This is a genomic window from Actinomadura madurae, from assembly GCF_047130825.1.
GTDB classification, from domain to species: domain Bacteria; phylum Actinomycetota; class Actinomycetes; order Streptosporangiales; family Streptosporangiaceae; genus Spirillospora; species Spirillospora madurae.
The window spans coordinates 6,083,617-6,108,554 of record NZ_CP083237.1 but is presented as its reverse complement, the minus strand read 5'-3'; the positions used below and the strand labels follow the sequence as shown (position 1 = coordinate 6,108,554).

Annotated in this window: 21 protein-coding genes; 13 read left to right on the top strand and 8 right to left on the bottom strand. The window is 71.7% G+C overall.

The genetic code is table 11. The annotated features are described in order from the left end of the window. Window positions 1-45 precede the first annotated feature (45 nt). The gene (locus tag K8Z49_RS27780; RefSeq protein WP_021597248.1) at window positions 46-921 is read right to left on the bottom strand and encodes a sigma-70 family RNA polymerase sigma factor; all 876 of its coding nucleotides are present in this window, start codon (window positions 919-921) and stop codon (window positions 46-48) included. Window positions 922-1,456: 535 nt separating this feature from the next. On the opposite strand from K8Z49_RS27780, the gene K8Z49_RS27775 reads away from it, so the two are divergent. Then, on the top strand, window positions 1,457-2,236 hold the full coding sequence (locus tag K8Z49_RS27775; protein WP_075025003.1) for a hypothetical protein: 780 nt from the start codon (window positions 1,457-1,459) through the stop codon (window positions 2,234-2,236). On the opposite strand, the gene K8Z49_RS27770 is transcribed toward K8Z49_RS27775, so the two are convergent. Continuing rightward, window positions 2,166-2,876 (bottom strand): response regulator transcription factor, encoded by a 711-nt coding sequence (locus tag K8Z49_RS27770; RefSeq protein WP_075025004.1) that lies wholly within the window; start codon window positions 2,874-2,876, stop codon window positions 2,166-2,168. The genes K8Z49_RS27775 and K8Z49_RS27770 overlap by 71 nt on opposite strands. A 253-nt stretch (window positions 2,877-3,129) precedes the next feature. Here K8Z49_RS27770 and K8Z49_RS27765 point away from each other — a divergent pair, with 253 nt between their 5' ends. After that, window positions 3,130-3,486: a response regulator gene (locus K8Z49_RS27765; protein WP_021597245.1), complete on the top strand. Its 357-nt coding sequence runs from the start codon at window positions 3,130-3,132 to the stop codon at window positions 3,484-3,486. Between the two features lie 3 nt (window positions 3,487-3,489). Here K8Z49_RS27765 and K8Z49_RS27760 read toward each other — a convergent pair whose 3' ends face one another. From K8Z49_RS27760 to K8Z49_RS27750, 3 genes are all read right to left on the bottom strand, one after another. Further along, the gene (locus K8Z49_RS27760; RefSeq protein ID WP_412515602.1) at window positions 3,490-4,722 is read right to left on the bottom strand and encodes an ATP-binding protein; all 1,233 of its coding nucleotides are present in this window, start codon (window positions 4,720-4,722) and stop codon (window positions 3,490-3,492) included. A 579-nt stretch (window positions 4,723-5,301) separates the two neighbouring features. Further along, complete coding sequence (locus K8Z49_RS27755; protein ID WP_412515601.1) at window positions 5,302-5,760, bottom strand: hypothetical protein; 459 nt, start codon at window positions 5,758-5,760, stop codon at window positions 5,302-5,304. A 127-nt stretch (window positions 5,761-5,887) separates the two neighbouring features. Continuing rightward, window positions 5,888-6,325: a hypothetical protein gene (locus tag K8Z49_RS27750; protein WP_021597242.1), complete on the bottom strand. Its 438-nt coding sequence runs from the start codon at window positions 6,323-6,325 to the stop codon at window positions 5,888-5,890. A gap of 184 nt (window positions 6,326-6,509) precedes the next feature. Here K8Z49_RS27750 and K8Z49_RS27745 point away from each other — a divergent pair, with 184 nt between their 5' ends. Next, window positions 6,510-7,679, top strand: coding sequence for an NAD(P)/FAD-dependent oxidoreductase (locus K8Z49_RS27745; RefSeq protein ID WP_412515600.1), 1,170 nt, complete (start codon window positions 6,510-6,512; stop codon window positions 7,677-7,679). A gap of 42 nt (window positions 7,680-7,721) precedes the next feature. Here the strand turns inward: K8Z49_RS27745 and K8Z49_RS27740 are convergent, their stop codons facing one another. Further along, window positions 7,722-9,035 carry a KamA family radical SAM protein gene (locus K8Z49_RS27740; protein ID WP_412515599.1) on the bottom strand — a complete coding sequence of 438 codons (1,314 nt, stop codon included), beginning with the start codon at window positions 9,033-9,035 and terminating at the stop codon, window positions 7,722-7,724. Between the two features lie 19 nt (window positions 9,036-9,054). Then, window positions 9,055-10,449 (bottom strand): hypothetical protein, encoded by a 1,395-nt coding sequence (locus tag K8Z49_RS27735; RefSeq protein WP_412515598.1) that lies wholly within the window; start codon window positions 10,447-10,449, stop codon window positions 9,055-9,057. Window positions 10,450-10,701: 252 nt separating this feature from the next. Between K8Z49_RS27735 and K8Z49_RS27730 the strand changes: the two genes are divergently transcribed. The 10 genes from K8Z49_RS27730 (at window position 10,702) to K8Z49_RS27685 (ending at window position 24,189) form a co-directional block, all read left to right on the top strand. Next, window positions 10,702-12,546, top strand: a complete 1,845-nt coding sequence (locus K8Z49_RS27730) for a hypothetical protein (protein WP_075024870.1) — start codon at window positions 10,702-10,704, stop codon at window positions 12,544-12,546. A gap of 90 nt (window positions 12,547-12,636) precedes the next feature. Next, on the top strand, window positions 12,637-13,554 hold the full coding sequence (locus K8Z49_RS27725) for an AAA family ATPase (protein WP_081842963.1): 918 nt from the start codon (window positions 12,637-12,639) through the stop codon (window positions 13,552-13,554). 2 nt (window positions 13,555-13,556) lie between these two features. Next, on the top strand, window positions 13,557-14,693 hold the full coding sequence (locus tag K8Z49_RS27720) for a DUF58 domain-containing protein (RefSeq protein WP_111830836.1): 1,137 nt from the start codon (window positions 13,557-13,559) through the stop codon (window positions 14,691-14,693). After that, on the top strand, window positions 14,690-16,903 hold the full coding sequence (locus tag K8Z49_RS27715; protein ID WP_412515597.1) for a transglutaminaseTgpA domain-containing protein: 2,214 nt from the start codon (window positions 14,690-14,692) through the stop codon (window positions 16,901-16,903). Before K8Z49_RS27720 ends, K8Z49_RS27715 begins: the two co-directional genes overlap by 4 nt. Before the next feature lie 268 nt (window positions 16,904-17,171). Then, window positions 17,172-17,816, top strand: coding sequence for a DUF6668 family protein (locus tag K8Z49_RS27710; protein WP_338059727.1), 645 nt, complete (start codon window positions 17,172-17,174; stop codon window positions 17,814-17,816). Further along, window positions 17,809-18,159, top strand: coding sequence for a hypothetical protein (locus K8Z49_RS27705; protein WP_083598561.1), 351 nt, complete (start codon window positions 17,809-17,811; stop codon window positions 18,157-18,159). The genes K8Z49_RS27710 and K8Z49_RS27705 overlap by 8 nt, the downstream gene beginning before the upstream one ends. 180 nt (window positions 18,160-18,339) lie before the next feature. Then, on the top strand, window positions 18,340-19,398 hold the full coding sequence (locus K8Z49_RS27700; RefSeq protein ID WP_143118855.1) for a hypothetical protein: 1,059 nt from the start codon (window positions 18,340-18,342) through the stop codon (window positions 19,396-19,398). A 104-nt stretch (window positions 19,399-19,502) separates the two neighbouring features. Then, the gene (locus K8Z49_RS27695) at window positions 19,503-21,077 is read left to right on the top strand and encodes a hypothetical protein (RefSeq protein WP_412515596.1); all 1,575 of its coding nucleotides are present in this window, start codon (window positions 19,503-19,505) and stop codon (window positions 21,075-21,077) included. A 131-nt stretch (window positions 21,078-21,208) separates the two neighbouring features. Beyond that, window positions 21,209-22,639, top strand: coding sequence for an SCO6880 family protein (locus K8Z49_RS27690; RefSeq protein ID WP_256255855.1), 1,431 nt, complete (start codon window positions 21,209-21,211; stop codon window positions 22,637-22,639). Beyond that, window positions 22,636-24,189, top strand: a complete 1,554-nt coding sequence (locus K8Z49_RS27685; protein WP_412515595.1) for an ATP/GTP-binding protein — start codon at window positions 22,636-22,638, stop codon at window positions 24,187-24,189. Before K8Z49_RS27690 ends, K8Z49_RS27685 begins: the two co-directional genes overlap by 4 nt. Here the strand turns inward: K8Z49_RS27685 and K8Z49_RS27680 are convergent. Then, window positions 24,158-24,886, bottom strand: coding sequence for an SCO2525 family SAM-dependent methyltransferase (locus K8Z49_RS27680; RefSeq protein WP_412515594.1), 729 nt, complete (start codon window positions 24,884-24,886; stop codon window positions 24,158-24,160). The genes K8Z49_RS27685 and K8Z49_RS27680 overlap by 32 nt on opposite strands. Window positions 24,887-24,938 lie beyond the last annotated feature (52 nt).

The window sequence follows — 24,938 nt, the reverse complement described above, 5'->3', positions numbered from 1 at the left end:
GACCGTGCGTGGAACGTCCCGGGTGTCAACGCGCCGCGTCCGCCGTCAGACCGCGGCGAGCGGCTCGTGCAGCTTGGCCAGCGCCTTCTGCTGGATCTGCCGGACGCCCTCCCGGGAGAGCCCGAGGCGCTCGCCGATGACGCGGAGCGACTCCTCCGGCTCGCCGTCCAGCCCGAAGCGGCGGGTCAGCACGTACAGTTCGCGGCCGTCCAGGTTCGGCAGGCCCTCGCGGGTGACGATGCCCAGGTGCAGCCTGAGCAGCACCTCCTCCTCAAGGCTTGAGGAGGAGTCCGCCAGCCGGTCCTCCCATTGGACCGGGTGGCCGTCCTCGCACCTCAGCGGGGTCTGCAGGCTGTCCAGCCGGGGCGCGTCGAGGACGCGGCGGACCTGGGCCTCCGACACCCCCGCCCGGCGGGCGATGGCGGCGTGCTCCACGGTGGCGTCCGGCCCGGCCTCGTCGCACAGCGCCCGCTCCGCCGCCAGGATGACCGGCCGCTTCTCGAAGTCGCCGAGATTGAGGTTCGGGTAGTCGGCGTCCCGGACGGCCCGCAGCACCTCGCGCTGGATCGGCTTGAACGCCCAGCTCGCGAACGGGCCCCGGGCCGGATCGTAGGAGGAGATGGCCCACAGCAGCCCGACCTTGCCGGCGCTCTCGAAGTCCTGGCTGTGCTCGTTGGACTTGGAGGTGAACATGGAGACGTACTGCCTGACCAGGCCGTAGTTCGCGATCATGATCTCGTAGGTGAGATCGTCGAGCTCGCGTTCCACCCGGCGCACCTCGGCCTGGTCGGCGCCGGACCCGGCGTGCAGGGCGGCGAGCCGGTCCTTGAGCGCGGTGCGCCGTTCGAAGAGATCGTCGTTGTGGCTCTGGTACGTGTCGGTGGTGGGGTGGCCGTCGCGGTGCGGGTGCACGATGTCCATCTCCCTCGGCTGCTCGTGTGCTGTGCCGCTTGACGATCACTCAAAACGGGCCCGCGTCTTGACACGTGTTGACAGCGCCCCCGAGGCGGTTTCCGCGGCGCACGCACGGAGACGAAGGCGACACGGAGCGGTGAATGCCGAGGTGGCGCCCCATGTCCCCGCGGCGGGCCGCCCTCCGGGAATTTCGCCGGGGCGCCAGCGCGTTGATCTGAAATTGATCTTGTATCGGACGCCCGTTGCGGCTGCGGTGGGCGCCCGGTGCGCCCGCGGTGTGCGATCTCGGCCAGGTTCCCGGTCGGATGACCGGATACGGTTGCCGATTCACGAGCGCACGGACCTTAGAGGGGGCGGGGGGAAGACGCCGACGGCGGTTCAGGACGGGCGGCGTCCCCGCCTCCCAGAGGACGAGAGGAACCATTACGGTGCGAACGATGAGCTATGCCGGTCCCGAGTCACCGCCCGCCGGGAGGACGGCCACCGCGCACCCGTGCCCGGGCGGCCCCGACACGGCCGCTCGCTGAGGTGTCGCGACCCGATGCTTCCCGTGTGCGTGCATTCCCGCTCGGGCGTCCCGCCCGGCCGGGTGGATGACCTGACCGGCGACCTGGGCGCGGTCCTGGACAAGGAGTCGCTCATCACCGCCGGGCAGGCGATGAGCTGGCAGTCGACGTTCACCTGCGGCGCCGTCACCGCGGTCCCGCTGACGCCGGCGTCCGCCATGATCTTCAAGACTCCCGGGCCGGCGGACCCGCAGCGCTGGCACGACCGGTTCACCCGGGGGCTCGCCCACCGGATGGCCGGTGAGCTCACCATCGCGGCGGTGACGACCGAGCTGCTCGGTCACGCGGCGATGGGGGACACGAACGAGGACGCGGTCCTGCTGGGCTCGGCCATCGACGCGCTGGGCCGGCTGCTCGCCGACCTGACCGAGGCGCAGCGGCCGGAGGAGGGCGCGGACCGGATCGTCACGGACGCCAAGCGCACCCACGAGGCCCTGCTCGGCGTCGTCCGCCAGCGTGTGCACGTCCGGCGGCAGAAGGAGTTCACCGTCCACACCGTGCGGTCGGTCACGAAGGACCGGAACCGGGCCGATCTCGAACGGGCGGTCGCGCGGGTCGGGCTGCCGTGGCCGTCAAGGGCCGGTCAGGGGATCGGCGGAGAACTCGGGCTCGCCCGGTGGCGGGCGGCGATGCAGGCCCACGGCCACCAGATGTGGTCGCGGACCGAGCGCGAGGACGTCCTCGTCACTGAGTTGTGGTTGCGCGATCCCCCGGAGGCGCGGGGATCAGGTAGCCGTATCCCGTCTGGGTCATGATCAGGTCGTCGCCGAGCTTGCGGCGCAGCCGCGAGATGTGCTCGGCGAGGGTCCGGGACACGCCCCGGCTGGTGCCCCACACGCTCAGCATGAGCTCCTCCTTGGAGACCGCCCTTCCGCGGTTGACCGCCAGGAACTCCAGGACGGCGTACTCCAGGGGGGCGAGCCGCACCGGCATGCCGTCCTTGTACGCCAGCCGGGCGGTGAGGTCGATCGTGACCGGCGGGATCTCCAGGTGCTCGTTGCGGGGGGTCTCGGTCCGGCTCGGGGTGCTGGGGGCACTGCGCCGCAGCACGGCGTCGATCCGGGCGAGCAGCACCTCGGGGTTGAACGGTTTGACGATGTAGTCGTCGCCGCCGAGGCGGAGCCCGAGCGCCTGCTCGTGCACCTCGGTGCGGACGGTCAGCAGGATGATCGGTGTGGTGTTGCCCTCCTCGCGGAGCTGGAAGATCAGCGAAAGGCCGTTGACGTCGGGGAGGTTGACGTCCAGCAGGGCGATGTCGATGTCGCCGCGGCGCAGGGCCTGGCGGCCGAGTTCGCCGTTGGGTACCGACTCCACCTGGAACTCGTGCTTGCGGAGAAGGTTCGCGACCACTTTCACCAGCCGCGGATCGTCGTCCACCACCAGTACGCGTGCCACGCAAGTCATGTTATCCAGGTGAACGGTTGATGTGCTTGGGGTGATCGAACAGTCACGCGCCGCCTCCATCTGTCTTGATCGACTCTTCGGTCGGCATTGGACGATCCGCGGCGTCTAGCCGGTTCCGGGGCGTTTCGGGGTTTCTGGGCGGCTCTGCGGCGCGGGGGGTGCCCGGGCGCGGGACGGCGCACTGGTAACGTCCGCGTCGGTCACGCCGGTGTCGTCGTGACGCCTCCAGAACAGAGGACGAAACGTGCGGGTGCTTATCGTCGAGGACTCCCGGGTCGGTCAGCTCCTCCGTGCCGTCTTGCAGCGTGACGGGCACGAGCCGGTCCTCGCCGAGGACGGGGAGAACGGCTGGACGATGCTCAGCCAGGCGCCCGCGCCGGACCTGGTCGTGCTCGACCGGATGCTGCCCGACATGGACGGCGCCGACCTCCTGGACAGGCTCCGCGCCGACGCCCGCACGGCGGAGCTGCCGGTGCTGGTGGTCACCGCCTCCGCCCAGGCGTCGGCCCACCTGGACGACGGCGTGCGGACCCGCGTCCTCGGCAAGCCGTTCGACCTCGGGGAGCTCAGGGCCCTCGTGGCCTCGCTGACGGATCACTGATCCTCAGTTCCGCCGGGCGTCCACCGTTACCCGCCACGACGCGTTGCCGGTCGTGTCCTTCCCCGCCGGGGCCGCGGGTCTCTCCGCCTTGGCCGGTGGTTCCGCTGCCTTGGCCGCGGGTCTCTGCGCCTTGGCCGGTGGTTCCTCCGCCTTGCCCGCGGTGGCCAGCGGCAGCCACAGGCTGACCTTGAGGCCGCCCGACGGCGCGTCCGCCAGCTCGATCCGGCCGTTCATCGTGGTCATCAGCGTCTCGGCGATGTGCAGCCCCAGCCCGGAACCGGGCAGGTCCCGCGTGGCGGGCAGCCGGTAGTACGGCTTGAGGGCCAGATCGCGCCGGGCGGGCGGGATCCCCGGGCCCTCGTCCGCGATGCCGATCACGCCGTGAGTGCCGTCCCTGCGCGTGGTGATGGTGATCGTCCCCTCGGGGGCGTACTTCTCGGCGTTGTTGAGCAGGAGGAGCAGGCACTGCCGCAGATGCACGGGGTCGGCCATGACGGCGAGGTCCGGCTCCGCCGAGATGACGGTGCGCGCCCCCACGGACGGGAGGCTCAGCAGCGTCCTGCGGACCAGCGGCTTCACCTCGGTGGGCTCCGCCGTCGTGGTCGGCCGTTCCGTCCGGTCGTCGTCGACGAGCGAGACCAGGTCGGCGATGACGTGCTGCATCATGTCGACCGCTTCGGCGATCGCCTCCAGCGACTCGGCCGAGGACTCGTTGGAGACGGTCGGTTCGAGCAGCTGGGCGTGCCCGCGGATCATCGTGAGCGGGCCGTGCAGTTCGTGGTGGATGGAGGCGAGCACCAGGTGCCGCGTGTATTCGAGCTGCCGCTTCGCGGACTTGTCGACGAACACCGCGGTCAGGAGCTTCGGCGCGGTTCCGGCCGGCATGGCCGAGGACGAGAACTCCACCCAGCGGGAGCGGCCGGCGGTCGAGGTCAGCCGGGCGCTGCCCCGGGGCCGCTCGGCGATGCTCACCGCGTCGCCGTCCTCGTCGGTCAGCGTGAAGAGGTCGTCGACGCGCCTCCCCATGGCGGACGACCCGGGCAGGCCGGTCAGCTCCGCCATCGCCGCGTTCCAGGTGACGACCTTGCCGCGCGCGTCGACGGCCAGGATCGCGACGTCGGAGTGGTCGATCACGGTGCTGAGCCTGGAGCGTTCGCGTTCCAGCTCGTCCGCCCTCCACGGTCCCGTCCAGAACGTGGCGATCCTCTTGCCCAGCCTGGACAGCGCCGCGCTCATGGCCCGGGACGTGAGCCGCCGTGCGCTCACCGGATCCCGCCCGGCCGGTGCCGTCCGCGCGGGGGGTGGACGGCGGCGAAGGTCACGATGGGAACTGCCCGGGACGCGGGCCTGCTGGCTGTGCGGACCGTCGGCTGATGTGCCATGGAGCCCTCTTGCAGATGGGACGGTTTCTCTGAGGTATGGGGGAGAGGCCCGCGGCGGACCCCGTACGACCTGGTCCGGGGACCATGGGTCCGCCTGCGGGGTGCGGCCGCGGGCGAGGGGACGCCGCCGTTTCGGCGTCCCGGTCGGTTAAGAATGATCTTGGTCGACTCGGTCATTGTGCCACGGGGGACGGGCGGCGTGGGACGGGTTCACTGCGTTGACCTGGGGTGACCACTCGTGGTGGCTTCCTCTGGGGGTGAGGCGGCGGTGCGCTTGGCTCCGACGCCCTCGCTCCCGCCGGTCCCTGCCGCGGGGTCAGGACGGGACCGGCCATTGTCAAGAGGCGTGTCAATTGAAATTTAACCGATCGCGAGGATCGCGACGGGCCATTTAAGCAAGAAGGACGCGAAGGATTCCGGATGGCTGGCTATGCTAGTGCGGCTGGTGTTCGTAGACAGCCTCAATTGGCACCTCTGAGAAGACCTTCTCCTCCAGCGGGGTTCGCGTGCGGTCTTCGCGGAGTGTTTCGCGGGCGCCGGCGTCCGGTGCCGCCTCGACCTCTTCGCGGTCGTTCTCGGAGAGCGGCTTCCCCTCGGCCGCGTCCATCGCCGGACGGTGAGCACGACCGAATCCACGCTGCCACGTGTACTCGAAGAGGTCGCCGGCCGCGGCATGGGCCTCCAGCGTCTCGGTGTGGGAGGCCGCTTCACGTGCTCGGATGTAGTCGCTCAGCGAGATGCCGCGCCTGACCGCCGCGACCACCTCGTCCTCGGGGATGTGCATCCGGACCGCCGTGGCGTAGCCACGGGCCCGTTCACCCCAGAAGGCCAGCCACAGCATCCTTCGCGCCGAGGCGCCCGCCTTCCGCGACTCGATCAGATTCCAGATCATGGTTCCCCTTGACCGTCCACCTCGATGGGCACGCCACTGTGCCCATCGGTGGGTACCGTCCGGGGGAGTTCGGCGATGGCAAGAGCCGATATCGAATAAGCCTGCCCTGGGGAATTGCTTAGCCTGGCTATGCGGGGGTGGTGTCTATTTCAGCCCACATGCCTTCGTAATCGTCCGAGCGGCGGGTGCCGAACGTCGCCGGAGTCAGGTCGAGGCCGGTGAACCTGGCGGACCAGTCGCTCTCGTCCGGCCACCCCGGAGCGGTGTGGGAGACCTCGATCCTGACGTAGCACTTCTCGCGCTTGCGCACGAGCCGGACCGTGATGTCGAGGTCGTCGGAACGGCCCGTGTCCAGCCGGTCGCGCACGGCGCTGCCCGCCAGTTCGCTGGCGGCGACCTGCGCGGCGGCGATGACCTTGAAGTCCCGTATCCCCCATCCTCGGAGGGCCGCGCGGAGAAGCCCCTCCGCGGCCCGCACCGCCCCGAGCGTGGGTTCGTGCGCGACGACCCACCGGGCGTCGTCGTGTGCCGGGGGAACCGGGTCCGTGGCAGTTGTCTCGATCATGAGGTCTCTTCCCTCGTGGCCTGTGGTGCCCGACCGTCCGGGAATCCTCCGCCACGACAACTCCCGGTCCCGCGCCGGCGGCCGCTCCGATGTGACTGAGGCCACACCTGCGCGATGTCACGCCCCTCATCGCCCTGGATGTCGTAAGCACGTTGGTACGTCGATGCGTGAAGGGTGGAGGCGGATGGCTTACCACGTGCTCGTGATCGGCGGGGGTTACGCCGGACTGCTGGCGGCGAAGCGCATCGCGCGGCAGGTCCGCCGGGACGAGGTCCGGGTCACCCTCGTCAACGACCACGAGAACTTCGTGGAACGCATCCGGCTCCACCAGATGGCGACCGGGCAGAGGCTGCCCACCCGCACCCTCGCCGGCATGGTGCGCGGCACCGGCGTCAGGGTCGTCGTCGGCGAGGTGGTCGCCCTCGACCGTCGGGCCAGGCAGGTGAGGCTGCGGACGGAGGAGCGTTCGCGGGTCATCGGCTACGACACGCTGGTGTACGCGCTCGGCAGCGGCGCCGACACCGAGACCGTGCCGGGCGTGGCGGACCACGCGTACTCGCTGGCCGACGTCGAGCACGCGCGGGCCTTCGCGAGCAAGGCGCTGCGCGAGCTCGCCGCGTCCGGCCGCCGCGTCTGCGTCGTCGGCGGCGGGCTGACCGGCATCGAGACGGCGGCCGAGCTCGCCGAGTTCTACCCGGACCTGCGCGTGTGCCTGGTGTCGGGCGAGGTGGTCGGCCCCGGGCTGTCGAAGGGCGGACGCGCCCACGTGCGGCGCGTCATGTCGGCCCTCGAAGTCGAGATCAGGGAGCACGCCAAGGTCAAGGAGGTGACCGCCGACGGCCTGGTGCTCGTCGACGGCACCCGCGTGGAGGCCGGCGCCGTGATCTGGAACGCGGGCTTCTCGGTGCCCTCGCTCGCCCGCGAGTCGGGCCTGGAGGTGGACGACGACGGGCGCGCGCTCGTCGACGACACCCAGCGCTCGACGACGGACGCCGACCTGTACGTCATCGGCGACGCGGCCCGGGTGATCGGCCCCGGCGGGCGGGAGCTGCGCATGGCGTGCGCCACGGGGATCCCGATGGCGGTGACCGCCGCCGACGCGATCGCCGACCGGCTGACCGGGCGGATCCCGCGCGGCCACCGGTTCGGGTACATCATGCAGACCGTGAGCCTCGGACGCGGGGACGGCCTGTGCCAGTTCGTCCGTCCCGACGACACGCCGCGGCGCCTGTTCTTCACCGGCCGGCCGGCCGCGTGGGCGAAGGAGCTGGGGGTGCGCCTCGCGGCCGTGCGCTCCCTGTACCTGACCGGCCCGTACCCGGCCAGGCGCCGGCACCTGGGCCGCCCGCTCTGACACCCGCCCCTCAAGGCGCCGCGGCTTGACCACCGCCGAGGCCTACTGCCAGGGGAAGCGGTCGGTGAAGGCGGGTTTGAGGTCGTCCAGCCAGACCGCGTCGGGGTCGTAGTGGGCGAAGAAGGGCTTGCCGACCAGGTCGGCGTCGCGGCACTGGATGAAATGCAACGCCAACACCTTGTGGCCCATCACCTCCACCACCCCGTCCACGCAGACCTTGCCGGGGGTGGCCGACATCGACGGGCCTCGCACCGTCCGCGCCAGCCCCGAGACGTTCTTGTAGGCGTCCCGGAAGATCTCATACGCCCGCGCCAGCGGTACCGCGAAGTAGTCCTGCGGGCCGGTGTCACGCTCGACGAACATGTAGTACGGCACCAGCCCCAGCCGGGTCTGGGTCCGCCACATGCCCTCCCACACCGCCGGATCATCGTTGATCGTGCGGATCAGCGGCGCCTGCGTCCGGATCACCGCGCCGGTGTCGCGGATCCGGCGGCACGCCTCGGTCACCATCAGCGGCTCCAACTCCCGCGGATGGGTGAAGTGCGCCATGAACGCCAGGTTCTTACCCGACTCCACCACCTGCTCGAACAACCGCAGCATCGGCTCGGCATCGGGATCGGTGACGAACTTCTGCGGCCAGTAGGCCAGCGACTTGGTCCCGATCCGGATCGATTCCAGCTGCTCCAACTCCAGCAGCGGCTCGATGTAGCGGCGCAGCACCGGCTCACCCATGATCATCGCGTCGCCGCCGGTGAACAGCACACTGGTCACCTGCGGATGCGCCAGCAGGTAGTCGCGCAACGCGGCCGGCCGGTCCCCGGCCATCTTCAGATCGGCCTCGCCCACGAACTGGGCCCACCGGAAGCAGTAGGTGCAGTACGCGTGACAGGTCTGCCCCTGCTTGGGAAAGTACAGCACCGTCTCGTCGTACTTGTGCTGCATCCCGGGGATCTTGCCGTCCCCGAAGCTGGGGATGTTCAGCTCCATCTGCCCGGCCGGATGCGGGTTCAGCTTCATCCGCACCCGATGCGCCGCCGCCTCCACCTCGGCCTTGGGCGCATCGCGCCGCAACAGATCCGACAACACCGCCACATCCTCGGCCGGCAGCATGTCCTCCTGCGGGAACACCAGCCGGTACATCGGATCATCGGGCGCCGCCGACCAGTCGATGAGCTCCTCGACCACATAGGCGTTGGTCCTGAACGGCAGCACCGTGGCCACCGCCCGGGTCGCCAGCCGCTGCTCGGGCGACAACCCCGCCCGAGCGGTCAACTCCTCCAGGTGCTTGGCCGTGAAGGCACGGAACTTGCGACCGGTGGATCCCACCGCGGGAGCCGCGTCGTTCACCAGTGTCACGTGTTGGTACTCCTTGCTGTCACCCGCGTCGCGGGACGCGGTGGGTGCAGACGGGCTTGGCCTGGGAGACCCGGTCGACGTCCATGACGGCGACCACGGTCAGGCAGTAGTCCACGCTCGGGTTCAGGGCGGTGACCGTGACCTTCGCGGTCCCCGGCATGGCGCTGGCGAGCGTCGAGGGCGGGCGCCCCGACGGACCGCCGACGACATAGTGCGCGGCCCGCCCCCCGCTGCGGTCCGTCCAGGTGACCTCGATCGAGATCCTGCCGTCGACGATCCGCACCTGCCCCGGCACGTACTCCTGGACGGGCTTCAGCGACGTCGGGGCGGACGCGGGAGGCCGGGAGGGCTTCGCCTGGGACGTCCGCGTCCCGGGGGCCGGCGTCCCGGGCGTTCGCGCCGGTGAAGGGGCCGGCGGCGAGGACGCCGCTCGCGTCGGCCGCCCGGTGGTCTCGCTCCCGGCCGTCAGGGTGGTGACACCGACCGCCGTCCCGGCGAGGACGAGGACCGCCAGGGCCGCCGCCAGCACGGGCTTGCGGCGCCCGCGGCGGTGGACCGGAGCCGCGGGCGCGGCCAGGGCCGCCGCCGCCTCCCGGGGGTCGAAGGTGTCACCCGGCTCGGGTGCCGTCTCCTCCCATGACCATCCCGTGAGGTTCTCCCAGTCGTTGGAGGGAGAGGGCTCCACGGGCTCGACCGGGGCGTCGCCGTCGCCGGGCACGTGGACAGGGCCGGGCGCGGGAACGGGCGCGGGAACGGGTGCGGGGGCGGCGTCGGGGGCGGCGTCGGGGGCGGCCTCGGGGGCGGCCTCGGGGGCGGTGGCAGCCCGGGATGTCCGCCAGGAAGCGACCAGTTTGTCGGTCGGAGCGACGGACCTGTCCGGCGGCGGCTCCGCGGCTTCGCCCGGATGCGGCGGTTCCGGAAGGTCTCCCGGACGCGGTCGCTCCGGGGCGTCTCCCGGACGGTCCGGACGGGCGACCGGTTCGGAGGGCACCGCCGTCGGGAGCGCCCACGGCTCCGGGGGCGGCTCGGGGAGCAGGTCAGGCTCCGCGCCGCCGGTGGGCTCGGGGGCGCCGAGCATCGTCATCAGATCCGACAAGGACAGCGGCCCGGTGTTCGCGATCACTTCTGGACCGAAAAGGTCGCCGCGTTCGGTGAAGAAGCCGTGGACGAGCACGGTGGAGCCTCGCGCGGCCAGGTCGCCGGCCAGGTGCGGGACTCCCGCCCCGGGGAGGTTCTCGTCGAATTCCGGCCCGAACACGAACGCGGCCGGGGGCCCCACATGGCCGCTCTCGTGCAGCTCCCACAGCTCGGTGGCGGAGGCGACGTCGATCACGGTCCGGAACCGTCCGGTGCCGCGCAGTTTCCCTGACAGGCCCCGGTCTCCCGCCACCACGAGGTCGGGCGCAGTAGTCATCACACGTGTCCTCAGTGCTGTCGTCGTCGGCCGGACTGGGACGAATCCGGTTTCCACTGATGACAGTCCAGGCAAAAGGCCTCGCCGCCATCCCCACCCTGCGGCGGAATCGGCGGGCCCTCGGCGCTCGCGGCGCGCGTCGCGGATCCGTCCCCGATTTCGAGATGCGCATCGTGCGCCGCTCCGGACGGTCAGCCCTGGGGATCCCTCATGCGTGTGCACAGCGTGGAAGAAGACGAAGGAGTGCCTCCGATGGCGCGTGGAAGGACCGAGGCGAAGGGGCGCTCGCGCCTCGGCGGCTGGGGCGCGGCGGGCCTGGCGGTCGTGGCGCTGGCGGCGACGCTGTTCGGCGGTGGCCGGGTCGGCCAGGCCGTCGAGTCGTTCGACGGCAGCGCCTGGCTCTGGAGCCGGACGGCCGGCGAGGTGGACAGGGTCAACCCCGACAGCGGCAAGGTGGAGCAGCGCCGCGAGGTGACCGACGCCAAGGGCCACCGGGTGCAGGTCACCCAGAACGACCAGCACCTGCTCATCCACGACCTCGACACCGGGCGCGTGTCCTCCCTGGACCTGAGCGGCCTCGGCCTGTCGGGACGGCTGAACGTCGGGACCAAGGACGACCAGCATCTGGTGATGGGCTCGTCCGTGGCCGCGATCGTCGGCCGCACCACCGGCGAGGTGCGCGCGCTCGATCCCGCCACGCTGCGTCCCGTGGGGCCCGTCCTGCGGCTGCCCGGGCCGCTGGTCGGCGGCGAGTTCGACTCCGCCGGGCTGCTGTGGGTGGGGGTGCCCGGCCAGGGGACGGTCGCGGCGCTGAAGGTCTCCGCGCAGGGCGTCGCCGTCTCCCGCACCGTGGAGGTCGCCAAGCCCGGCGCCGACCTCGTGCTGAGCGTGCTCGACCAGGGCGCGCTCGCGGTCGACCGCGGCGGGCGCGACCTGGTGGTCGCGACCGAAAGCGGCGCCCGCCGGATCACGGCGCCGGTCCCGCTCGCCGGGGCGATGGTGCCCGACCGCACGCACGGCGCGCTCGCGGTCGTCACCGTCCCGGCCGCCGGTGCGCTGGTCACGCTGGGCGACGTCGGCAAGGGCGGCCCGGTCCTGTCGTCGCCGCTGCGCGATCCCGTCCAAGAGCCGGCCGTGCCGTTCGCGGGCAAGGTGTACATCCCCGTCCGGGAGACCGGGCAGGTCCGGATCCAGGACCCCACCGGACGGCAGACCGGGGTGCTCTCCATGCCGGAGGGACGCGGCGACCTGGTCCTGCAGGTCCGGGAGAACAACCTGTTCGTCAACGCGCCCGGCAGCCCGAACGCGCAGGTGGTGGACGCCGGCGGCCGGGTGAGGATGATCGGCAAGTACCCCGTCGGCCCGGGGCGGGGAGGCGACCGGCCGGGACGGACGCCCCCCGGGGACGGCCCGCCCCTGGTGGAGGCCCCCCCGGTGGATCCGCGGTTCCCCGACCCCGTGCTCCCGGACCTTCCTCCCACGCGCATCTCGCCCGCGCCGCCGCGGACGGAGGCTCCCACGCCGACCCCTCCCGGGCCCGAGCGGGGCACCAGGCCCTCGACCGCGCCCACGACGCGCGAGCCACGGCCCCCGTCCCCCGGTGGCGGGTCCGCCGCACCGAGACCCACGACGTCGAAGCCGCGGCCTGGGCCGACATCGTCGAAGCCGACGTCGAAGCCCTCCTCGAAGCCGACATCGAAGCCGTCCTCCAAACCGAAGCCGAAGCCCACGTCTAAGCCGAAGCCGAAGCCGACGAAGAACCCGTACACGCCGCAGCAGGTGTGCAACAGCGGCGGCAGCGGCGGCGACTACGTCGTGCAGCGGTCGTCGTCGTTCTCCGGCGGGCGCGTCTACCAGCTCTACAGCCCCAGCACGAAGAAGAACTGCGCGGTCACGATGAAGACCGCGAACGTCGGCAAGGGCACCAGCGTCTGGGTCCGGCTGGAGAAGCAGACCGGAGGCGCCGACGGCTATGACAGCGGCACGTTCAAGTACTACGCAGGGCCGGTGTACGTGAACGCGTCCGGCATCTGCGTCCGCTACTCCGGTGGCGCGTCCGGCGCGAGCGCGTCGGCCGGCTGGGGCAACTGCGGCTGACCGGGAGGGACGACGTTGAGCATCACCACGGTCGATTCCGCCGCGCCCACGGGCGAGGAGGCGGTGCTGGCGGCCGACGCCTTCGAGCGGATGGCGGCGGGCGTCGGGTCGGTGGCCCGCTGCGCGCCCGCGACGGTGCGGCTGGTCCTCACCGCGTTCGCCGCGGGCGGGCACGTGCTGCTGGAGGACCTGCCCGGCATGGGCAAGACGACGCTGGCCCGCGCGCTGGCCGCGGTGACCGGCGGGACGGTCCGCCGCGTGCAGTGCACCCCGGACCTGCTGCCGTCCGACATCACCGGCGTGACGATCTACAACGACCGGACCCGGGAGTTCGAGTTCCACCCCGGCCCGGTCTTCGGCAACGTCGTCATCGTGGACGAGATCAACCGGGCCTCGCCGAAGACCCAGTCCGCGCTGCTGGAGGTCATGCAGGAGGAGCAGGTCACCGTGGACGGGACGGCGCATCCGGCGCCGAGCCCGTTCCTGGTCGTCGCGACGCAGAACCCGCTCGACCTGGAGGGCACGTTCCCGCTGCCGGAGGCCCAGCTCGACCGCTTCCTGATGCGGCTGTCGCTGGGATACCCCGCCGAGGAGGCCGAGCTGGCGCTGATGCGCGGCTCGTCCCGCACCGCCCCCGAGGACCTGGACCCGGTGCTGGACGGTGAGGGCATGGCGCGGCTCGCCGCCGCCGCCGACCGGGTCATCGTCGCCGACCCGGTCTACGAGTACGTGCTGCGGCTGGCCCAGCACACCCGCCGGCATCCGCGGCTGCGGGCCGGGGTCTCGCCGCGCGCGTCCATCGCGCTGTGCGAGGGGGCGCGCATGTACGCGCTGGCCGCCGGCCGCGTGTACGTCACCCCCGAGGACGTCAAGGCCCTCGCCGGGCCGGTGTGGGGGCACCGGCTGGTGCCGCTGTCGGGCGCCGCCACCGCGCAGGAGGCCGCCCTGCTGCTGGACGAGGTCCTGGACGAGGTCCCGGTGCCCGGCCCGCACGAGAACCGGCGCTAGACATGGGAGGCGGCTCGCCCCGCCCCACCCGCCGCGGCTGGGGCCTGCTCGCGTCGGGGGCCGTCCTGGCGGGCGGGGGCCTGGCCCTCGGCTACCTGGCGCCGGCCGCACTCGGCGTGATGGCGTTCCCCACGGTCGCGCTGGCCGCGGCCCTGGCCCGGCGCCCCCGAGCGACCCGCGTGCACCGCCGCGTCACCAACGCGCGGGTGCGCGCCGGCGGGTCCGTCACCGTCACCCTCGAAACCGGCGGCGGGCACGCCGGGCGCGTGACCGCCGCCGAACGCGTCACCACGCCCGCCGGCGCCTTCGTCCTCCCGCTGGGGCGGGCCCGCGACCAGATCCGCTACGAGCTGTCCGCGGAGCGGCGGGGCGCTCTGGAGGTGGGCCCGCTCGACCTGGTGCGCACCGACCCGCTCGGGCTCGTCCGGTCCGTCCGGCGGGCCGACGACGAGACCGTGCGGCTGCTCGTCCATCCCCGGCACCACGAACTCGCCGCGCCGCCCGCGGCCGGTTCCGGCGGCCGGGACACCTCGTCGGCCGTGATCCGGGCGACCGAGGGCGCCTTCGCGGGGCTGCGCGAGCACGCGCCCGGCGACGACATCCGCCAGATCCACTGGCGGACGTCGGCCCGCCGCGGCCGCCTGATGGTGCGCGAGCACGCCGACTCGGCCCGTCCCGGCGTCAGCGTCCTCGTCGACGACCGCCGGGGCCCGGCGGAACTGGACGACCTCGCCGAGGCGGCGGCGTCGATCGTGCTGGCCGCCCCGGACGTCCCGGTCGACCTGGCCCTGGCCGGCGGCGGCCGCTCGCCCGCGGACGCGGGCGTCACCGCGCACCTGGACCTGCTCGCCGAGGCTGCGGCCCGCCCGGACGCGGACTTCCCGGCGGCCTGCGCGCGGCTGCGCTCCGGCCCCCGCGGCCGCGCGGTGGTGCTGCTGCCCGCCGCCGCGGCTCCGGCGGACGTCGCCGCGGCGGCGGAGGCCCTCTCAGCGCGCCGCGTCCTGTCCCTGGTCGGGCTGGTGGGCCCCGCGGCCGGGGCGGCGGCGCCGGTGCTCCCGTCCGGGGTCCGGCTCTTGCACGCCGACACCCCGGAGGACTTCGCCGCCGGCTGGAACCAGAGCCGCTGGTGGACGCGGTGAGCCGCGGACGGGACGTCCTCGCGGCGGTCACGGTGGCGATGGCGGCGGCGGCCCCGGCACCGCTGCTGGCCGCCGGGTACGAGCGGCCCGCACCGGTGGCGGCCGTCCTCGTCGGCACGGCGATCGCGGCGGCGGCCGTCACGGCGGCGGCGCACCGGCTGCTGCGGGGGCCCGTCGCCGTGCCGGCGGGGCTGCCCGCGGCGGCGGTCGTGCTGCTCGCGCTGGCCGCCTGGTCGCCCGGACCGGTCAAGGCGCCGGTGCCCGCGGTGGTGGACGCCGTGCTGCACTCCGGGCCCCGCATCCTGACCACCGCGCCGCACCCCCCGGCGACCGTGGACCTGCTGGCGTTCCCCGTCCTGGCGGTCTGGCTCGCCGCCGCCGTCGCGACCGCGCTGCGCCGCGACGGGCGGGTCCTGCCCGCGCTGTTCCCCTGCGCGCTGCTCCTGTGCGGGGCCGCCGCGCTCAACCCGGAGGCGATCGAGGCCGGATACCTGTCGGTGGGGCTGCTGGGAGGCGCCGCCGCGCCGGCGCTGGCCTCCGCCCCGCAGACCGCGCCGGACACCTCCCGGGCCGGGTTCGCGCTGCGGGTGAGGACGCCCTCCGCCGCGCGTCCGCGACGGCGGCCGCTTCCCCGGGTCGCCGCGGCGGGGACGGCGGTGGCGTGCGCGGTGGCCCTTCCCGGCGTCGGCGCGGCGGTCGCGATGCCCGGGATGCTGGGCGGATGGCCGGTGCGGGCGGACGATCCGCGCGGGCAGGGCGACGTCCCCGACAGGCCCCGCGAGGTGCGCAACCCGCTCGCGTACCTGTCGGGATGGGCCGCCGCCCCCGACGTGCCGCTCATGACGGTGTCGGGACCGCGCACCGATCTCCGCTGGGTCGCCCTCGCGGAGTTCACCGGCCCGGTGTGGCTGCCCGACAGCACCTACCGTCCGGCGGGATCGGTCCTGCCGCCCGCCGGCCCGGTGCCGCCGGGGTCGGTCTCGACCACGGTGCGGGTCTCGGTCCGCGACCTGCCCGGCGACTGGGTGCCCGTCCCCGGGGTTCCCACCCGGGTCGACGGGATCCCGGTCGGGCACGACACCGCCTCCGGCACGCTGCTCTCCGTGGACGGCCCGGTGACCGGCCGGTCGTACACGGCGACCGGGGCGGTCCCCGACTGGCGCGGATGGCGGGGCACCGGCGCCGCGGCCGCCTCCGGTCCGGGGTTCGAGCGCTACCTGCGGTTGCCGCCGGGCGCGCCGGCGAAGCTGGCCGGGATCGCCCGCTCGGCCGCCGGGGACGGCAGCGCGCACCAGCGCGCGTCCCGGATCGCCGAGTACCTGCGCGACTCCTACACCTTCGCGCCGGGAGCGCCGGGCGGGCACGGCTACGCCGACCTCGCCGAGCTGCTGGTGGCGCCGGGCCGCAAGGGCGGCGGCGCCACCTCCGAGCAGTTCGCCAGCGCGTTCGCGGTCCTCGCCCGCGCGGCCGGGCTGCCGAGCCGGGTGGTGGTCGGGTTCGGACCGGGGAGCGGCGGCGACACCCGCCTGATCCGTGCCGGGGACGCGGTGGCCTGGGGCGAGGTCTACTTCGAGGGCCTCGGGTGGGTGCCCTACGACCCCAACCCGCGGAAGCGCTCGGCGGTGCCCCCGCCCTCGTCGCAGTCGCCGGGAGACAAGGGAACGCACTATGACAAGGACGCCCCCAGCGCGGCGGCGGGCGGCGCGGGCGGTGCCGCGCGGTCGTCGGAAGGCGGCGGGTCCGCCCTGCTTCTGGCCGTCCTTCCGCTGGCGCTCCTCCTGTTCCTCCTGCTCTTCCTGGTCGCGGCGCCGCTGCTTCGGCTGCCGGGCCGGCGCAGGTCCCGGCGAGGCCCGCCGGCCGACCGGATCCTGGCGGCGTGGGTGGAACTCCTGGTGGCGCTACGGCTCGCGGGCTCGGCGGTGCCCGCGTCCGCCACGGCAACGGACGTGTCGGCGCGCCTCGCGACAGAGCTGCCGGGTTCCGATCCCGGACGGCTGCGCCGGCTGAACACGCTGGTGAACGCGGCCGGCTTCGGCGGCCCGGTCACGGCGGACGACGCCGCCTTCACGTCCGAGCAGGTCCGCCTGCTGGCCGCCGGCCTGCGGCGCTCCAGCCCGCTGCCCCGCCGCCTGTCCTGGTGGTGGAACCCCCGCCCACCGCTCTGGGCCCTGCGAACGACCCGGCCGGCGTCCGCCGCGAAGCGGCGCTGACACCGCTTCGGCCGCGCCTCGTCCTGCGCGGTCATCCAGCACGGTGTCGTCTTCATCACTGAGCGTCGAGCACTCCAATGACCTGCGACTTCCCAGATGCCGAGACGGCCTGCCCGGACCGCCGGGCTTATTCCCGCAACGACCGGTTGACGATCACGCCGGTTTCCGGACCGTCCAGAGCAAAGCGCCAGAGCTATGCCGAGGCGCTCGTCCCGCCGGTTCAGTCCTGGCCGACGAGCGACCGTTCGTGGAAGGGGGTCGAACACACATGCAAATGGCGGACGTGGCCCGATCGCCGTCGCCACCTGGCCCTGCGGGTCCGCCGAGCCCACCGGGCCCGCCGGCGGGGTACGCCCCCGGCCCCGGACAGGCAGGACCCCAAGCCGGCCGGTTCCAGGCGCGGGCGGTCACACCGGCGCGCCTGGCGCCGCCGCCCACCAGCTCGCTGGGGCTCGCCCGTTTCAACGGCCCCGGCCCCGCGGTCTGGTTCACCTCCTGCCACGGGGGAACCGGCGCCTCCACGCTGGCCACGCTCTACCCGGGCGGCACCTGCGCCGGACGGTACTGGCCGGTGCCCGAGCCTCCGGGGCAAGCGCGCGTGGTGCTCGTCGCGCGCACTCACGCCTCCGGCCTGATCGCGGCCCAGGCCGCCGCCCGGCAGTGGGCGGCCGGTGTGCTGCCGGGCGTCCGGCTGCTCGGACTGGTCGCGGTCGCCGACGCCCCCGGAAAGCGCCCCAAGCCGCTGAAGGAACTGCTGCGCCTCATTTCCGGAGGCGTCCCGCAGGTCTGGGAACTCCCCTGGGTCGAGGCCCTCCGCCTCGGTGACCCCCCGACGCAGGTCAGGTTGCCGTCCCCTTACGCACGGCTGACCCAAGACCTCAATCGCATCATCTCGGAGGACGCACATGCTTGACGCGATGATCACGTGGACGAGCGACCTGGTGCACCACTCGGGGCTTCACGACCTGGTCCAGGCGGATCCCACGCCGACGCCCTCCGGAGGAGGAGGCATCCCCCAGCCCGAAAACGGGGTGCGGCCGCCGGGAGCGGAGAAGTTCGAGACCATGCTCGGATGGGCCAAATGGGGTGCGCTCTTCTGCTGCGTGGCCGGCTTCCTCGTCATCGGCGCCCGGATGGGGTACCAGCACAAGCGGGGCGAGGCGGGCGGCCACATGGGAAGTCTGGCCATCGCAAGCGCCGCCTGCATCATCGTGGCGTCCGCGGTTCTCTTCGTTGAGAAATTCGCCGGGTCCTAGGCGGATGAGAGGCCTGGCGTGAAAGGCCCGAGGGCTGCCGCGCTCATCGTGACAGGGATCGTCCTGGGCGTGACCTGCTGCGTGGGCGCCGTCGCCCCGGGGACGTACGGTCAGGGCGGGCCCGGACCGAAGGGGGGAACCGCACGGCTCGCGGCGGATATCGCTCTGCCCCGGGAATCGGTGGATGAAGTCGCCGCACGCCCCGCGAGCTCGGCCGGTTCCGTTCCGGCCCAGGCGGCGGGGCGGGTGGTCCCGGCCGGTTTCGCCGAGCCGAGGGACAACGAGTACTGGGACCGGATGAGCGACATCCACACCGTCGACGGTGATCCCGGCGGCAGGCTCCAGTTCGATCCGAAAAGCGGCCGGGCGAGAGTGTGCGATGTCGAGGCCGACAACCGCGACGTGTTCGCCCAGGTATCTCTCGGAAGCAAGACGATCTCACTACGCGCCAATGGCAAGGGCCGCTGCGACGAGGCCGAGATCCCTGATGTCGGCTCTTACCAGCGGAACAAGAAGACCAAGAAGATGAAATACGGATTCTTGGTTTGCTTGGCTTATACGCAGAAACTGGAGAGGCAAGATCCCACCCCCCCAGGACAGGACATTCCGGTGCCTCCTCCGAGGGAAGTGGTGGAATGGTGCAACACGGCCACCCTGGCCAAATGGCCCGACGGAGACAAAAGCGCGGGCGGCTGTATGACGCTGGGCGGTGACGCGAAGGTCAACTGCCTCAAGGCTCAAGCCAATCCGGAGTCTTCATGCCATCTTATAGATGGCCCCGCTTATGATTACTGCATGATGGGTTCGATAGAAAAGTGCGACGTGCCTGCAAAGGCAAAGCAATACTGTGATTCCTATGGCGTCAATATCATCAGCGCTCCTGGCGCTCCCCCTTCTGGGGCTGGCGGTGGTGGTGTCCCTGGTAACGCGGAAATTCCCGGAAATAGGCCGCCTAAAGCGAACTACAGAGACCGCCCGGATGAGACCCTCAAACTGCGTGGTCACGCGGACGAGGTCTCCAAGGTCACTCCGCCGGCGGAGTTGTTGCTCGGGTGGTTGCGCTGGTTCGCGTTGGGTGGCTGTGTCGCAGGGTTCTTGCTCGTCGGCGGCAACATGGCGCTCCGGCACAAGAGGGGTGAGGCCGGTGCGCATGCCACGGGGCTGACCTGGGTGATGGTCGCCTGCATCGTATCGGCCGGAGGCACGGCCCTCGGCTTCATTTCCCTCCTCTTCTCTTGACTCTGAGGGCTTCCAGGGAAGGAGCACTCGGTCCGCCCTCGGCCGGGCTCGGTGACGCTCGCACGCATGATGTTGTTGGTTTTACCCTTTGGGGGTGTTGACCGTTGGTTCTCGACGAGCTTCTTAAAGGCGTAGGCGAGATCTTCTTGGCGGCTGCGGCGTTCGCCCTTAAATTGTTCGCGAGCTGGTTCATCAACGGCGCATATGACCTGAATATGAACACCCCGAACGGTGCGGGCGGAGTGCTTCAGACGCTTCGCCAGCATGCCAACTGGATCACCGCGATGGCGCAGGGATGCGGCTTTCTCGTTGCGGCTTTCCGGCTTGCCATAAAGCGCAGTGGCGAACCTTTTCGGGCACTCATGTCCCAGTTCTTCGAGCTGGCGATCCTGGTTCTCTGCCTGGCCACCGTGGTCCATGTGGCGAACGTGCTCGCCGATGGGTACTGCCGGTGGATCCTGTCGGGCGATGACAGCTGGACCGACAACATCATGAAGGATTTCGAAACGGTCGGTGGTGGCACTGATGTGCCCGGCACGATGGGCATGATGGTGGTCTCTGCGGTTTTTGCGGTATTTGCCACGGTGTCCGCGGTGATCCAGTGGATGCTCATGCTCTTCCGCTCCGCCGCCATGGTGATTCTCGTTGCACTTTTGCCCACCTTCGCCGCAGCGAGGTTCACCTCATATGGAGACTATGCTTACAAGCGGGCCCTGGCCATCCTGGTCTCGATCTACCTGTGGGCGCCGCTCGGCGCGACGGGCCTCGCCGCGGGCAAGCAGTTCCTGAAGTCCGACTACACGACAGACCACCTTGTCGGCCTGGCATGGATCGTCGCCATGGTCGTGGTCTATCCCACGGTCAATTCCGCCATCATGCCGGCGATCACCCAGGACACCAGCTCGTTCGGTATACGTCAGGCCGGACACTTCTGGTTCGGCGGTTCCGCGATGAATTACGCCGACGGAAAGTCTCTGCTGAGGAACCGGCTTCGCCGTGGAAGCGGCGGCAGCGGCAGCGGCACCGGGGAGGGCAACTCGATCACCTATGTCGGGCGGCCGGGTGGCGGTAGCCCGGCCGGTGGAGGCACTCCGACCCGTGGCGGTACCGGGTCTGGAGGCGGTGGCCTGACCGGCGGTGGCGGCACCGGACGCGGTGGCGGTACCGGTGGCGGCACCGGGAGCGGCACCGGTACCGATAGTGGTGGCGGCACCGGGAGCGGTGGCGGCGTCCCGACCGGTAGTGGCGATACCGGGGGCGGCGGCGGTAGCCCGGCCAGTGGCGGTACCACGGACTGGTGGACGACCGGCGGTGGCGGTAGCCCGGCCAGTGGCGCTCCGGCCAGTGTCCCGAGTGGCTCCAGTGGCGGTGGGCCCGGGACGGGTCCGATCGGTGGTTCGGGTACCGATTCGGGTGGCGACCCGAGCGGTGCGCCGGGGGCCGCCTATATCGCTCGTGCCGTTCAGGCGGCCGGTCTGGCGTCCGATCGGGCCTTCGAAGGTGCCTCTGGCGCTGCGGATCAAGCCGTCAAGGGTGCTGCCGGAGCAGTCGACAGGTTCGCTCCGGGCGGTTCGAGCGGTCCTCCCAGTTCGGGCGGTGCCACCCGACCGCTCACCCCTCCCCCCACTGGTCCCTCGGGAGCGAATCCCAATCCCCGCGACGACAGCGTGCCCGGGTGACGGCGATCGGCAGCAGGTGAAGCAGCAGCGATCATGGAAATGCGAACGGCAGCCGGTAGGCCCGGGGAATGAGGTGAGCTGAAATGGCGTCTGAGTATCGTGAGCCCACATACGGGAACTGGCGTAAACCGGTGTCTCCGGGGATCGGGCGGCTGGGTCTGGTCGGCACCCTGATCCTCATGTTCGGGCTGGTCATCCTCACCTTGGTGGCGATGGTGTCGACACGGGCCGCCGTGATCGGCGTCGTGCTGCTGGGGGTCGTCATGCTGCCGCTGGTGCTCCAGGACCGGAACGGGCGGACGGCGCTTCAGGCGATCACGGCCCGGCTGACCTGGTGGTGGGGGCGTTCGCAGGGCTGGCATCTGTACCGGTCGGGGCCGTTGAGCGTCGTCTCGCGCGGCTCCCACAAGCTTCCGGGGTTGCTCGCCGCGTCCCGGCTGGTGGAGGGCCGCGACTCTTACGGGCGCCCGTTCGCCCTGGTCGTGATCCCGTCCACGAGGCATTACACCGTCGTGTTCGAGTGCAACGCCGACGGGGCGGCGCTGGTCGACCAGCAACAGGTCGACGCGTGGGTCGCGCATTGGGGGCACTGGCTGGCCTCGCTCGGTTACGAGCCGGGGTGTGTGGCGGCGAGCGCGACCGTCGAGACGGCCCCCGACCTCGGGCACCGCCTTCGTGACGAGGTCCACGCCAACACCGATCCGAACGCTCCGGATCTGGCGCGGGCGGCGCTGGAGGAGATCGTGTGGAACTATCCGGTGGGCAGCGCCAGGGTCTCCACCCGGATCGCGGTCACCTTCGCGGCACTGCCGCATCCCGGTGGCAAGCGCCGCGACCAGGACGCGATGGTGCGGGAGATCGGGATGCGGATCCCGGGGCTGATCGCGGGGCTGGAGATGACCGGTGCGGGTTCGGCGCGTCCGATGACCGCCGACCAGCTCGCCCGGGCTGTGCGGACCGCCTACGACCCGGGCGCGCAGTCGGACATGGAGACCGGCGACGGGCCGGCGCGGTGGGAGGACGTCGGTCCGGTCGCGGCGCAGGAATCATGGGACCACTACGTCCACGACAGCGGCCGCTCCATCACCTGGGGCATGACCGAGGCGCCCCGTGGCGAAGTGCTGTCGAGCGTGATGACCAGTCTGGTGTCCCCGCATCACGACATCGCCCGCAAGCGCGTCACCTTTCTCTACCGGCCGCATGATCCGGCCTCGGCGGCCCGGATCGTGGAACGCGACCGCAGGGACTCGCGGTTCCGTCTCGACGGCACCACCAACGCCGCCCGCAACGAACTCGACGTCATGAAGAGCGACCAATCGGCCCTTGAAGAGGCCAGAGGGGCGGGGGTGACCCGGTTCACCGTCCTGGTCACCGCGACCGTCCATACAGCCGAGCAGCTCCCGGTCGCGGCCGCCGCCGTCGACACGCTCGCGGCTCCCGCGCGCCTGCGGTTGCGGCGGATGTACGGGTCGCAGGCGTCGGCGTTCGCGGCCGCGCTTCCGGTGGGCATCGTCCTGCCCGATCACCTTCAGGTCCCGGCGATGGTGAGGGAGTCCCTGTGAACGGCCCGTCAGAAGACGAGAAGGGCAAGAAGAAGGGCAAGAAGGATAAGGAGAAGAAGTCCGGCCGGCCCGAACCCAAACCCGGACTTCGGGGGTTCACCCGCCGCGGCGGGGGACGGGCCTCCTATGTGGAGATGCCGGCTGAGTGGCGTGGGACCACGGTGCAGGTGTGCGGGCTGTGGCCGTTCGGGGCGGGGTCGGGGACACCGATGATGGGTGTGCCGCTGGGCCGGGAGCTGACCACCGGCGCCGCGCTGTGCTGCGATCCGATCTCCTGGTTCCAGCGGGCCAACCTGATCCACAACCCCTCAGCGCTGGTGCTGGGCAAACCCGGGCTGGGCAAATCCACCCTGATCCGCCGGATGGTGCTGGGGCTGGTCGGGCAGGGCGTGTTCCCCATGGTGCTGGGGGACCTCAAACCCGACTACGTCGACCTGATCCGGGCGCTGGGCGGGCAGATCATCAAACTCGGCCGCGGGCTCGGGTCGTTGAACGTGCTCGACCCTGGCGCCACGGCGGCCGCGGCGGCGCGGCTGCCCGAGCAGGCGCGGACCAAGCTGGTCGCCGACGCGCACGGCCGCCGCCTGAACATGGTCGCGGCGCTGCTGACGGTGCTGCGCGGCGGGCCGATCGCCGACACCGAACGCACCGTCCTCAACGCCGCCCTGCGGGTACTGGACGAGCGCCACCCCGGCGTGCCCGTCCTGCCCGACCTGATCAAGGTGATCGACGAGGGCCCCGAACGGCTCCGCTCGGTCACCCTGGCCCGAGGAGACGAGGCCAAGTACCGCGCCGCCGTCGACCCGCTGCACGCCTCACTGCTCGGGATCCTGGACGGGCCCATGGGAGAGACCTTCGCCCGGCACACCACCACCAAGATCGACCTGGACAAACCGGGCGGTGTCTGCATCGACATCAGCGGCATCGACGACTCCGACGCCGAACTACAGGCCGCCGTTTTGCTGGCGTGCTGGTCGGACGGGTTCGGCGCGGTGGAGGCCGCGCACGCACTGGCCGATGAGGGCCTGGAACCACGACGGCACTTCTTCGTTGTCCTGGACGAGCTATGGCGAGTGCTGCGCTCCGGACGCGGCCTGGTCGACCGGGTCGACGCCCTGACCCGGCTGAACCGGCAGCGCGGTGCCGGCCAGGTGCTGATCACCCACACCATGGCCGACCTGCTGTCACTGCAGGACGAGGCCGACCGGCTCAAGGCCAAAGGCTTCGCCGAGCGCGCCGGGATGGTGATCTGCGGCGGGCTGCCACAGGCGGAGATGCCACTGGTGAACGAGGTGGTGCGGATGTCGGGTATCGAGCAGCGCATGATCGTCGACTGGTCCACCCCGCCGTCCTGGAACCCCGACGCCCGCGAGGACAGCGAACCGCCGGGGCGGGGCCGGTTCCTGGTCAAGGTCGGCGGCCGCCCCGGCATCCCGTTCAGAGTGGAACTCACCTCGGTCGAACGCGACGTCAACGACACCAACAAGCGCTGGACCAACTCGACGACCGTGCCTGCCGTCAGCCCGTCGCCAGGCCTCGGGCGAGGATGAAGCCGCCGTAGCCCTCACGGAGCGCCTCGCCGCTGATGTGGATCCGATCGACCTCCAGGCGGGCGGAGCGGTCCCGAAGGCAGCCGGCGACGTCGTCGACGGTGACCGGGACGGCCGGGTAGCGCCGGTCACCCACCGTGTAGCCCGCGGACCGCTCCATGAAGGCCGCCGCGAACGGGGCTCCTCCGCGCAGAGAACCCACGAAACGCTCGGTGGCCTCCTCGAACTCGCCCGGTGTCTCCGTGATCGACTCTGCCACGAAGAACATGGATCCGATGTCCCAGCGGTTCCGCGGCAGTTCGAAGACGTCTCCCCGCGTCAGGGTCGTCCGCCTGCGGAGCTCCGCCCACGGTTCGCTGATCTCGCGGTAGCGGGATTCCCGGGCCAGGACGTCCCAGTACGCCTGCCATGCGGGGCTGGGATCCCGCAGTTCCTTCTCCAGCCAGCGGAGATTCGCCTCGGAATAGTCCAGCAGGGTGATCGACTCGCAGACCGGCAGCATCGCCAGAGCCGGATAGATGTTCGGGCCCGTTCCGACGTCGATACCGTCTTCGACGGAGGAGGCGAATCGGAAGTGCTCACTGACGAGTTCGATCAGCTGCAGTTCGTCCGTTCGCAACTCCACGAAGTCGTAGTTCGCCTTGAAGTACGATTCCGAGTCGAATTCATTCCAGGAAACCTTATCATTGGCCAGCATGATGCACCGCCCGTGCGTGAGGAACATTCAGGTCTCAGAGCTTGAGCGTGGA